Origin of the sequence: Spiroplasma endosymbiont of Nomada ruficornis (genome assembly GCF_964030795.1) — a bacterium.
In the GTDB taxonomy this organism is placed as follows: domain Bacteria; phylum Bacillota_I; class Bacilli_A; order Mycoplasmatales; family VBWQ01; genus Spiroplasma_E; species Spiroplasma_E ixodetis_A.
The window spans coordinates 746,070-759,185 of record NZ_OZ034962.1; the positions used below are offsets into that span (position 1 = coordinate 746,070).

The following is a 13,116-nucleotide window of genomic DNA, read 5'->3' on the forward strand; positions in this document are numbered from 1 at the left end:
TTAAGATGGAAATTTGAAATCTATTTTATTGGTTTAAGCAATAGAGTATTTCTAATACACCTATTATATTTTTTATATTTTTTATTTATTCAATACAATAAAAACTCATTTATTTTTAAATTAAAATAATGAGTTAAAAAACCAATATTTAGTTTACACTTAGTTATTTTATTAAATTTTAGAAAAAATACAAGTTATTAATTAAAAAATGTCATTATTTAGTGATAATTTCCTATTAGTTATCGAGCAAAAATTTCCCAAAAGTAAAGTTAAATATACTTGGTGATAAATATGGAAAGAAGCATGACTATGAAAGAAAAATATAAGTTTAATATTATAAATGACATTATTATTAATAAATTATCTAAACATCAAGCTAAGAATAAACTTAACCTAACTATTAGAAGAATTAACCAATTAATTCAAATTTTCAATAGAGAAGGTAAAGTTGGTTTTATTCATAAATCCCGAAATAAAATTTCTAATAAAACAACAAATTTTGAAATCAAAATTAAGGCTGAATTATACTTGTAAGTGCAAGTAAATAAAATTGCAAAAAATTCTCATATAAAAATTTCATAATGCTAAATTTAGTTTAGAAAAAAGTAAGGAGTTTTTATATGAGTTATAAACATCTTGGCATAGATGAAAGGATTTATATTGAGAATCAATTGAAATTTAAATTTAAAATTAGTGAAATAGCTAAAAATCTTAATCGAAGTATTAGTACTATTATTCGAGAAATTAATAGAAATAAAGATAATAATCATTATTTTTCATTAATTGCGCAAAATAAAGCTGAAAATCGAAAACAATCACATATTAGTTTTCATAAGTTTAAAAATAAGAATTTAGTAAAATATGTACAACAAAAATTACTATTAGGTTGATCACCTGAACAAATTTATGGCAGAATTAAAAATTTTCATAAAGAGTGAGTTATTAGTTTTAACACAATTTATACTTGAATTTATTTTGGAATGCTTGATAAAGTTACTAGTAAAAATTTAAGAAGAAAAGGTAAAAAACGAAAATCTAAAGAAAATCGTGGCAAGTTTAATGGTAAATCAATTAAAGAATGAGATATAAATGTTAATGATCGTATAACACTTGGTCATTGAGAAGGAGATACTATAGTATCATCACGAGGTAAAAGCAAATCATGTTTAATAACTTTAGTTGAAAGAGTATCACGATTTACTTTAGCAATATTAGTTAAAAACAGAACTACTAAAGTTATTAATAAAAATGTCAGTTATTATTTATCAATTCTTCCTAAAAACATTGTTAAAACTATTACTTTTGATCGTGGCAAAGAATTTTCAAATTGACAACAACTTGAAAAAAATTTAGATGTAAAAATTTATTTTGCCAATCCATATTCACCTTGACAAAGAGGTACTAATGAAAATACTAATGGTTTAATTAGAGAAAAATTTCCTAAAAAATTTATTTTTTCAAAAACTAATAAAAATGAAGTTCATAAATTTATATTGTCTTTAAATCAAAGACCGAGAAAAATACTAAATTATCTTTCACCAATCGAATATTTGGATAGAAAAATAATTTAGTTGCACTTACCTTTACAATTTAGCAAATAAATAAAAATAAAATAAAACTTATTAAAGAAAACTTTAATAAGAATTTTTGAGTTATAAAAGTAAGTATTATTGTTGACTAATATTTTTGAAGTGTTAAGATTAACTTACAATTGCATATTGAAGTCTAAATTATTCTCGTCTAAACTTATAATTTAAAGACAAATTTGAATATTATTGACAACATCGGTATGCTCCCAAAATAATTATTAATATCATAACGAAAATTTGTCAATTTTTCACATTCATGAATAATATTTTGAAATAAATCAGTATCAAAGTTAGTTGGCACATCTTGTAAAATTGCTACTAGTCTTTCTAATCCTGCACCAGTATCAATATTTTTTCTTGGTAAATCAGTATAATTATTTTTGCCATCATTATTAAATTGTGAAAAAACAATATTTCAAATTTCAATATAACGATCATTTTCAATATCATCTTTTAATAATTTAATACCAATATTTTTAGGATCATATTTAATACCACGATCATAATAAATTTCAGTATTAGGACCACAAGAACCTTGACCCATATCTCAAAAGTTAGTAGATCTTGTACCTTTAATAATATGTTCTTTTGGTAATTTAATAATATTTAATCATAAATTATATGTTTCTTCATCTTCATTAAAAACTGTTACATATAATAAATTAGCATCTAAATTTAATCACTTTTTACTAGTTAAAAATTCTCATCCTCAAACAATAGCTTCTTTTTTAAAATAATCACCAATTGAAAAATTACCTAACATTTCAAAAAAAGTTTGATGTCTTGCTGTAATACCAATATTTTCAATATCATTAGTTCTAATTGCTTTTTGTGAATTTGCTAATCTTTTAGCAATTGGGGTTTGTCGTCCATCAAAATATGGTTTTAATGTAGCAACTCCAGAATTAATCCACAATAGTGAAGGATCATCATTTGGAACAAGTGATGCACTTTCTAAAATGTGATGATCATAACTTTTAAAAAAATTTAATCAAGTTGTTCTAACTTTATCTGTTGTTCATTTTATTGACATAATAATTTCTCCTCAAAATAATAAAAATTCCTATCAAAATAGGAACGTTTTTTAACGCGGTACCATCCTAATTCACTTACAAAGTAAATGCACTTAATTAATGATTAAAATTGTTAAATTAGGAGCTTCTAATTAATAATGGTTAAGTGCTTACACTATTCACTCTCGCTGAAAACTAATTATTATTAATTATACTTATCTAATTTAGATTAATATAAATATTAATTTCAATTTTAATATTAACCATAAATATTAGTTATTACAAGGCTGAATTATAAATATTCAATCTTTTTTTAAAAAGAATATTGTCTTTTTTTATAATAAGTGTAATATTATTTTTAAGGACAGAGTATTTCTTTCCTTATAATTTTAATAGGTGTATAGCAAAGTTTATATGATTATTAAAATTATTAATATTAAAATATAAAAACTAAATTTAATTGGTTTACTTTAAACCTTAGTTTTATTTTATTAAAACTAAGGTTTAAACTATTTTAATATTTTTTCCTATTTTAATATTTTAGTTAAAAATAGCAAGTTAAAGCGTTAAGCTATATTTTTCACTTTAGATTATTTTAAAAATAATTCTAGGAAAGGATTGTTAAAATGAAATATAAAATAAATAGTAATAGCCCGATTAAAGATATGGTTAATCAGGATAAACATAAAAAAATAAAAACAGGATCTAATTCAATATATACAATTAATGTTACAAAAAATAAGAAGAAAAGAATCTTATTATTTTCGTTGTATTTATTAGCATTTGGTTCTACAACAGTTACTACGATATTACTCTTACATACTACTGCTGCTTTCAATAATTCTGAATTTAATCCGAATTCTAATAATAAATTATGAGATGATTATTATCAAAAGCATCATCGTAACTCTCAACCTATTAGTTTAAATTCTACTATTGCTTATTTTAGTAAATCAACAAATATTGTTAATTTTAATGTTATTGAAAATGCTGCTGATAATGGTAATATTGATTTTACAAATGTTTTAAGTAGTATTGATAATAATTTACAAAAAACTGATCCTAAAATTGAAAGTGATATTGATAATGATAATTTAACTTTATTACCAATTAATTTTTTCTTAAATGCTAATTATAATCCAGCAGTTAAGTTTACTGTTGGTAAGGATAAAAAGCCGATAACTAATACTTCTTTTATTTTGCCAAAGAACTTTAATGAGTCTAAAAGTTATGTTTTAAATTTAACAACTAATGATCAAGCATCAATTTTTGGTATTAAAAATACTAACGTTAATATCGAAATTAATATTAATATTATAAATCAAGTTGCAATTAATATTGCTAGTTTACCAGTTAACTTTCCTGATAAAATTATTAATATTACTAATACTGAAAATGCTACTATTGATTCAATAAAAGATAAATGATTAATTCCAACAATTCAAGATCAATTTGAAACAACTTTAAGTAAAGCATTAAATGTACCCAAAAAAGAAATTAAACATAATTATTACGAAATTGAATTTCAAAATAGTTCAGAACCAAAAAATTTTACTACATCTGTTCCTGTTCAATTTTCAATTACGTCTTTAGATAATAATCCTTGAAACTTTACAGGAAAAAAAGATAATTGCACTATAAATGTTAAAAATGATATTGCTGATTTAAGTAGCATGAAAGAATTAACTAATGAAATTGAAACACAATATAATAATGATAAAGATAATAAAAACTTTCAAATTACTTTAGATAATCAAAAAGATAAAAATGGTAATTTTATTAATGCCGATAGTAAATTATCAGAAGAAGATGTTAAATTTGTTAATAGTCAAATTATTGAGAGTGTAAAGAAGATTTGTCAATCTTATTTCCAAAAAAATTATTCAGATCTTAATATTAAAGATAGTGATTATACAATATCAACAAATTTAAATGTTGGTAATAATATTTTTAATAATAAATTAGGTAAAAATATTGAAATAACAATAAAAGCTGCTGATAATAGTTATAAATTAGATGGTTCTTTAAGTGCTAAAGCTATTGTTCATGGTCATAATAAAAATAATATTACTGGTAATTATCCTTCGCCAAAAGTTTTTGCATTAAAAGGTATTTGATTAAAAGATGGTCAAGATGCAAATATTTTACAAGAAGGTCAACATTTTTATGAACAAGATAATTTATTAGGTAATTGAATTACTAATAAAGATAGTTTATTAAATACAATTAATAACCATTCTTATCGTCCAGTTGAGAATGCATTTACTGGACAGTTCACTATGAATTATTTATTAGATGGTGACACAAAACCAAGTGGTATGTCAGTTGATATTAGTAAAGATATTAAAGGTGGTAAGGTAAATAATTTCTGAGATTTAATTACTCAAACAAAAAGTATTTTTCTAGAAACCGATGTTGCAGTAACAACAAAATCGGGTTGAGAGTTAAATAATGTAAAACTAGTATTTACTGACAGCGAAACACAACCAACTAAAGATAATACACTTTATACTCTTGATTTATCAGAAAGGTTTGCTGGCAAAACTATTAGTGATCGTGCTACTTTAACATTCCCTGATTTTAATTTTAATTTTAATTACCAGTTAGTAAGTTAAAAAAAGGAAAAAGTAATATGAAACAATTATTAATCATTTTAAGTACATTAACAACATTAACTTTGGCAAGTAATAGTATTATTAATACTATTGATGATACTAATACTACCATTAATAAATTATTAGCAAATAAATCATCAATAAGTGATTCTGTAACTTCATTATTTAATAATCAATATGGCTATTTAAATGATAGTGATATAATAACTAATCAATCAATAACTGATCATAAGTTTTATAGTTATGACACATCAGCTTTAAAAAGTTATACTTTTGCTAATGCAAGAGATGTTTTTTTAGTAAATAATGAAGGAACTTTAATTTATAATCCTGATGTTATTATTCCTGCTGATCAAAAATTAAATATTGAAAATACGATGCAAGAAATGATTAGTCATAAAAAAATAACTACAGTTAAAGCAAATTACAATTCTTATAGTAATAGTCAGTATTCATCTACTGATTTTAGTGGTGATAATACTGATTGACAATATTTGCAATTTGGTGGAGTTGAAAAACATATTGATATTTCACAACAAGTAGGTGCTGATAAAGTTGAATATAGCAATAGTTTAAGCGAAACATCAGGTTTATATTATATTGCTAAAGCAGTAATTGAAAATAAGATTAGTCAGTCAGTTGCTATTAATTTGGGAATATATTTTATAGCACAAAGTAGTTTAAAAGGAAAAATTAATAATGAATTAATTCCTAAAATTATTGATTTAATTATTAATAATAAATACGTTTATAATTTTATGTTAAATATGCCATTTTCAAATGATGATACAAGTTATGTCATTAGTTATATTTTTGATCATAATAATAATATTATTGAGTTAAATTATAATCATTATAGTTAAGAAAAAAGTAATACAAGTAATTTTGAAACTCATGTTAGTCCTGGTCCTTTTGCTTCAGTTGATTATACAGGTGATATTTATATTAATTATCAGGATTTATATTATTTAATTAATAATCAAAATAATTGAGATGTAATTTATAAGTATTTTATTAATGGAAACTTATTTGATTATAGTAATATGGAGCATGAAATTGGTGATAATTGAACTTTTAAAAATTTTTGAAATTCTATATTTAAAGTTAATTTAACAAAATTTTTAAATAATGTGGGTGTTAATGGAATAATAATTCATATTGACTGTTATGGTACAGATATATGACATCCTTCTTTAATTAATACATTTTATATTAAAAGTATTTCTCAATGAAATTAAGTACTTACATACTAAATTTAGTTTTTAAAATCAGCATTTTATTAATCTTCTTAAATAAAATTAATAAAGTGTTATATTTAGTATAGATTAGTCAGATATTTTTTATAAAATAATTTTTAGTAAACTTAAAACGAAAGGAGAATGTAACATGAAACAATTACTAATAACATTAAGTACATTAACAACATTAACTTTAACAAGTAGTATTATTAATACTATTGATTTTACTAACACTACTGTTAATAAACTATTTACAAATAAATCATCAATAAATGATACTTTATCTTCAGTGTTGAATAATCAATATGGTTATTTAAGTAGTAGTGATTGAATTACTAATCAAATAGATAATAACTATTATAGTTATGATACTAGTCATGCTGATTATTTATTAAGTGATGGTAAGACATCAGCACGAACATTATTTACTGTTGATAATAAAGGTGAATTAGTTTATAAAAAGGATGCTGTAATACCACCAAAAGATAAAGTCGAAGTTGATGCTACTAAACAAGAAATGATTACTCATAAAAAAATTACCACAGTTAAAGATAAATATAATCCATATAGTAAAAGTGAATATTCTAACAAATATTTTAGTGGTGATAATACTGATTGACAATATATTCAATTTGGTGGAGTTGAAAAACATATTGATATTTCGCAACAAGCAGGTGCTGATAAAGTTGAACATAGTAGTAGTTTAAGTGAAACATTAGGTTTATATTATATTGCAAAAGCAGCAAAAAATAATTTAATTGATAATACTATTGCTAATAAAATAGGCCAATATTTTATGACACAAAGTAGTTTAAAAGGGCAAATTAATGATAATTTAATTAATATTATTATTAATTTAATTAGTAGCAATAATAATGTTTTTAATTTTATATATAGTGCACCAATGAACGTAAATGATAAAAATTATTCAATTAATTATATTTTTGATAAAGATAATAATTTAATTGAAGTTTATTATACTGAATTTGATAAATCAAATATAGAAAATAGCTTAAATTATAAATGAAATGACTCATATAATTGATTTAGTTCAAATTATAGTGATTATTCTAATACATATACAATAGTAAAATGAACTGACTATGCAAGTGATTGAAATACTTTTACTAATAAATATCCAACTTTTAATTTTGATGCTAATTCATATTTAAAAGTTTCAACGGGAAGTGGTAAAGAAGACTATAAATCTCTAAATTCTCAAGTCACAACAACAAATATAAAAAATAATCAACAAAAAGATATTGATAATTCAATTTTTCAAGTCAATATTAGTACGTGACCACCATATGATCCAAATTACCCAGGAGGTGTAGGAACTGCCATTGATATTTATTTAGAACTTTGACATGATGATAATAATATTTATTGAAAATGACATATAATGACAGCTACTTTTTTAGGATCAACTTCATATTTTGATATTAAATTAAATAATATAACATTTAATAATATTATGAATTAAATAAATATGTTTTTTTCAAATTAATTATTTATTATTCAATTTAATTATGATTTTAAAAATGGTAAAAAGTAAAAGAAGGTATTGTAAATGAAACAGTTTTTATTAACTCTAAGTACAGTAACAACATTAACAATAGCAAGTAATACAATGTTTAATAGTATGATGATAGTAGTTCAAAAAAAACAATATTGCTAGTAAAAAGAAAATACTACCTGTCATTCCAATAAATCAAAATAAATCATTATTTAATAATCAATATGGTTATTTAAATAATAATGATTGAATTACTAATCAATCAATAATAGACAATAAATATTATAGTTATGATACTAATCATGCTGATTATTTATTAAGTGATGGTAAGACATTAGCACGAACATTATTTATTGTTGATAATAAAGGTGAATTAATTTGCTAAATTGTAAAGGTAAGTGCAACTAAATTATTTTTCTATCCAAATATTCGATTGGTGAAAGATAATTTAATATTTTTCTCGGTCTTTGATTTAAAGACAATATAAATTTATGAACTTCATTTTTATTAGTTTTTGAAAAAATAAATTTTTTAGGAAATTTTTCTCTAATTAAACCATTAGTATTTTCATTAGTACCTCTTTGTCAAGGTGAATATGGATTGGCAAAATAAATTTTTACATCTAAATTTTTTTCAAGTTGTTGTCAATTTGAAAATTCTTTGCCACGATCAAAAGTAATAGTTTTAACAATGTTTTTAGGAAGAATTGATAAATAATAACTGACATTTTTATTAATAACTTTAGTAGTTCTGTTTTTAACTAATATTGCTAAAGTAAATCGTGATACTCTTTCAACTAAAGTTATTAAACATGATTTGCTTTTACCTCGTGATGATACTATAGTATCTCCTTCTCAATGACCAAGTGTTATACGATCATTAACATTTATATCTCGTTCTTTAATTGATTTACCATTAAACTTGCCACGATTTTCTTTAGATTTTCGTTTTTTACCTTTTCTTCTTAAATTTTTACTAGTAACTTTATCAAGCATTCCAAAATAAATTCAAGTATAAATTGTTTTAAAACTAATAACTCACTCTTTATGAAAATTTTTAATTCTGCCATAAATTTGTTCAGATGATCAACCTAATAGTAATTTTTGTTGTACATATTTTACTAAATTCTTATTTTTAAACTTATGAAAACTAATATGTGATTGTTTTCGATTTTCAGCTTTATTTTGTGCAATTAATGAAAAATCATGATTATTATCTTTATTTCTATTAATTTCTCGAATAATAGTACTAATACTTCGATTAAGATTTTTAGCTATTTCACTAATTTTAAATTTAAATTTCAATTGATTCTCAATATAAATCCTTTCATCTATGCCAAGATGTTTATAACTCATATAAAAACTCCTTACTTTTTTCTAAACTAAATTTAGCATTATGAAATTTTTATATGAGAATTTTTTGCAATTTTATTTACTTGCACTTACAAGTATAATTCAGCAAATTTAAGTTTTAATTTATAATAACTGGATAATTGTATTTATTTGATAACATTTAAAATTAACCATTTTTGTATACATATCAATGTTATAAGTTCTATCACCAATCATATGCTTTAAAATTTGTTTAATATTAGTTTCAGTAAAGCAACCAATATTTTCAACTAATGCTTGGTTTAATACACCATCTTTTGCATTAATAAAATAACCAACTTTTAATTTTTTATATTGTAAAGTTAATGATTGTAAAAAATCAATTAATTCATAATATTGACCTTTGGCAAATAAATTTATTGCATTTTGATAGTGTAATTTAGCAATTTGATTTTTTCTTCTTCCTGCCATTATACCAAGAAATAAAACATGAAAAGCATGAAATTTATCTAAAATAAATTTAGCATTTAAAATTGTAGCAGTTTTTCTAATTCATTTTGCACTATCTCCACAAACTATTAAATTTGCTTGGTCAAAGTTTTCAAAAAATAAATTACCATATTTTTCTATTAATTTTGCGGTTTTTTCAGCACCAATTTCTGTTTTTGAAACTCTTATTTTACATACAGCTCTTTTATTAATTAATTTTCCATTTTTCTTTTTACCAGTACACATTACTATTAATATCATCGAACATTTTTTACAATTTTTAGTATTGTGTTTTTCATTAAACTTAAATTTTCGATGACCATCATCAATATTTACATATAAATTTTGATTTGGTTGTAATGGTATTTTGGGAATATTTGCTTTTGGTAATTCAAATTTTTGATATGTTCTACAAACTGTACTATTACTTATTAAATCTTCAATAAAAGTATCACAAACATCACGATACTTTTTACCATCAGCAAAATATTTTAAAATTTGTTTAATAACGTTAGGTGCAAGTTTACTATATTTTTTAACACCAAGATAATTATCTAATAATGATACGTACTCCATTTTTTGTGTTTTTGTGTTATAATGTGTACAAATACGTCGCTTATAAGTTAATAAACCTTTTTTTGCTTTTAATTTTCGTTGTCTAAATCTATATGATTTATATTCAGATTTATCACATATACTTCATAAATAATCATCTATTTTTGCAAATAATTCTTCTGTTTGTTTTAAACTTAATTCATCTTGATTAAAATCATGTTTGTCTCAATCAAAATGATTTGCGAATGGTAATATAAACATTTTTAATGTTCCTTTCTAATTTTTGTTTGTTAATAATTTAAGTTTAATTTTTTTTAAAAAATAAGGAGTAAATATGGCTTTTATTAGTAGTTATGGACAATTAAATAAAAAATATAATCTTAATTTTAGTGATAATAATTATGGTTTTAGTTGAGATATTTTTAAAGAATTTGTTGGTGATGAATGAGCAGAATATTTTACTACTAATTGTTTTTATCGTTTTGTTCCAACAGCACGTGGAACAAGAAAAACTTGAAACTGTTTAGCATTTGATTTATTTATATGTTGTAATTTTAGAGATAGTAGTGTTCAAGAAGTAAGAAGATATGAAAATACTCATAGTGAAACTACAATTGGTGCTTTAATGAATGTTTGTCAAGTTTTATTAGATACATATAATATTAATTTATTACCTAATAATCCACATGGCATTAAATGAAAAATTACTAAGGATGGGGGATGTATTATCTTTCCAAGTAATCAACAAATTGACTTTATTGGTTATGCTAATGGTAATAAGATTTTTGGAAAAGAAGCAGGTGGGTCAAGTTTTTTAGGTTCAAGAACAGATGAAATTATTATGGCAGAAGAAAAAGAAACATTAACTGAAAAACAATTAACATATCGATATGAACGTTTACAAAACTCTATGTTTAGAAGTAATCGTATTAAAGTATCAAATAAACCTATTAAAGAGTGAAGTTGAACATTTATTGATAAAAATATATATAGTTCTACCTTTGGACAAAAGATTACTCGTTATTTTTATAAAAGTTTTTTCATTACTTTTACATGTAATCCTTATGATAAATATCATCCATTTTATTTAAAATACTGTACACCATTTTTACCATTAAATGATGAAGTCATGAAAAATCTTAAAAAAGTTGGTAAAGTTTATTATGAAAATAAAGATATGTTTAGTGGTTTAGGTTTATTTGTTTTAAGATTTACTATTCAACCATTTTGAAATAAATTACCTGACATTCAACAAAGAACATTATTAGAAATGGAAAAAAGTAATCCAGATGAATATAATACTGTTTATTATGGTTTTGAATTTTTAGATAGCGATGCAACAATTTTCCCATTTCAAAAAACAGTAAAATATTGACAATCATATGATTTAAAACAATTTTATAATCAAGAAAAAGAAATGTATAAATTTGATTTTTATAGTGTTGGTATTGATTGAGCTACGGGACCAAAAGACCATACTGTATTTATGGTAGTTGGTTTTAAAGAATATAATAATACTGGTTATTATGATGCTTATATTATTTGTGAATTAGTAGTTACTCCAAATGATTTTATAAATGAAAATGAAAAAATTAATGCTTATGTTAATGAAATTTTAGGATTAATGGATAATTTTGAAAATTTTGAACAAGCAATTTATTTTTATGATGATAAAGCAAGAACAGCAATGGATTGATTAAATCAAAAATTAATTGATGAACACAATACTATTTTAATAACACAAACCGCTATTAAACATGCTTCAAATTTAAATCAAGAAGCCGGATTAACTAATAGAGTAGTTTGAATGAGAAATATTATGAGTTATGGAAACTTTTATGCAAATAAAGATGATTTACCAAAAACAACTCAATGTTTAGAAGAATTACGTTATGACCAAACCAAAACTAACATTCCTGACAAAAATATGTATCAAGACCCTTATGATGCATTATTTTATGCATTATATCCATATAAAAATGTAATTAGGGGTAAAAATAATGCTACTGTAAAAAAAAGTATCTTCACATTTGCAATATAATAAATAAGCGCAATACAATTAATATTATAGGTATCAAAAAATAAACACCTTTAATTTAGGCGTTATTTTGCTTTTAAAAGCATACTTGTAAAAATAATCAAAAATAGTACAATTTAAAAGTAAAATCAAGGAAAAAAGGAGATATTTATTATGAAAACATGAATAAAAACAAATTTTCAAAAAATATCATTATCATTTGCTGTAATAACTGGTGTTACCGGTTTAATCTTAGGAATAGTTTCATATAATAAAAATAATCGGGAGCGTACCGAAGATGTCGATAAATAAAAATTTTTAAAAATAACTCCTTTCTTTTTTAAACTATTAAATTAAAAAATAAATGACAAAAGACGAGAATAAAATTCTTGTCTTTTTTTGTAATTGTAAAATTTTAAAATTTTTAATAACCGTCTTTAGCACTATTATCAACACGTGTTAGGGAAATAAAAAAGTGAACTACAACATAGTTGTTAAAAATAGTAGCTAGCATGTGGACTTGCATGGATAAATAAAAAGTGGAGTGATACCTAATAAAATATACTAACCAGAAATGGTAATTCTTGGGGTGGGAGCGAATTGGAAACTAGTATATATAGACCCGGAGTGGGGACCAACTATTATTCTTTATTTAACCAACCTTGCCACTACCAAGTGAGCAAGTGTTGGTTTTATTTTTTATTTTTTTTTGAAAAATTTTTGGGCGAGAAAATAAATTTCAAACTTGTAAAA

8 protein-coding genes and 2 pseudogenes are annotated in these 13,116 nt (G+C 22.6%); 7 read left to right on the top strand and 3 right to left on the bottom strand.

The window, feature by feature from the left end; translation table 4 throughout:
- Window positions 1-291: 291 nt before the first annotated feature.
- Together AAHM79_RS04570 and AAHM79_RS04575 are read left to right on the top strand one after the other, a co-directional pair.
- A pseudogene (locus AAHM79_RS04570) lies at window positions 292-516 on the top strand (ISNCY family transposase); the annotation flags it as partial.
- 104 nt (window positions 517-620) lie between these two features.
- Window positions 621-1,571, top strand: coding sequence for an IS30 family transposase (locus AAHM79_RS04575; RefSeq protein WP_342258221.1), 951 nt, complete (start codon window positions 621-623; stop codon window positions 1,569-1,571).
- 226 nt (window positions 1,572-1,797) lie between these two features.
- On the opposite strand, the pseudogene AAHM79_RS04580 reads toward AAHM79_RS04575, so the two are convergent.
- Window positions 1,798-2,622 (bottom strand): annotated as a pseudogene (locus AAHM79_RS04580) (alanine--tRNA ligase-related protein); the annotation flags it as partial.
- Window positions 2,623-3,228: 606 nt separating this feature from the next.
- On the opposite strand from AAHM79_RS04580, the gene AAHM79_RS04585 reads away from it, so the two are divergent.
- From AAHM79_RS04585 to AAHM79_RS04595, 3 genes are all read left to right on the top strand, one after another.
- Window positions 3,229-5,217: a hypothetical protein gene (locus tag AAHM79_RS04585; protein WP_342258223.1), complete on the top strand. Its 1,989-nt coding sequence runs from the start codon at window positions 3,229-3,231 to the stop codon at window positions 5,215-5,217.
- Window positions 5,218-5,234: 17 nt separating this feature from the next.
- The gene (locus tag AAHM79_RS04590) at window positions 5,235-6,080 is read left to right on the top strand and encodes a hypothetical protein (protein ID WP_342258224.1); all 846 of its coding nucleotides are present in this window, start codon (window positions 5,235-5,237) and stop codon (window positions 6,078-6,080) included.
- A gap of 523 nt (window positions 6,081-6,603) precedes the next feature.
- The gene (locus AAHM79_RS04595; protein WP_342258225.1) at window positions 6,604-7,938 is read left to right on the top strand and encodes a hypothetical protein; all 1,335 of its coding nucleotides are present in this window, start codon (window positions 6,604-6,606) and stop codon (window positions 7,936-7,938) included.
- A 437-nt stretch (window positions 7,939-8,375) separates the two neighbouring features.
- On the opposite strand, the gene AAHM79_RS04600 is transcribed toward AAHM79_RS04595, so the two are convergent.
- The gene (locus AAHM79_RS04600) at window positions 8,376-9,326 is read right to left on the bottom strand and encodes an IS30 family transposase (protein ID WP_342257214.1); all 951 of its coding nucleotides are present in this window, start codon (window positions 9,324-9,326) and stop codon (window positions 8,376-8,378) included.
- 120 nt (window positions 9,327-9,446) lie between these two features.
- Complete coding sequence (locus tag AAHM79_RS04605; protein ID WP_342258226.1) at window positions 9,447-10,607, bottom strand: Mbov_0401 family ICE element transposase-like protein; 1,161 nt, start codon at window positions 10,605-10,607, stop codon at window positions 9,447-9,449.
- A 73-nt stretch (window positions 10,608-10,680) separates the two neighbouring features.
- On the opposite strand from AAHM79_RS04605, the gene AAHM79_RS04610 reads away from it, so the two are divergent.
- On the top strand, window positions 10,681-12,387 hold the full coding sequence (locus AAHM79_RS04610; RefSeq protein WP_338958622.1) for a hypothetical protein: 1,707 nt from the start codon (window positions 10,681-10,683) through the stop codon (window positions 12,385-12,387).
- A gap of 150 nt (window positions 12,388-12,537) precedes the next feature.
- Window positions 12,538-12,675 carry a hypothetical protein gene (locus AAHM79_RS04615; RefSeq protein ID WP_342258227.1) on the top strand — a complete coding sequence of 46 codons (138 nt, stop codon included), beginning with the start codon at window positions 12,538-12,540 and terminating at the stop codon, window positions 12,673-12,675.
- Window positions 12,676-13,116 lie beyond the last annotated feature (441 nt).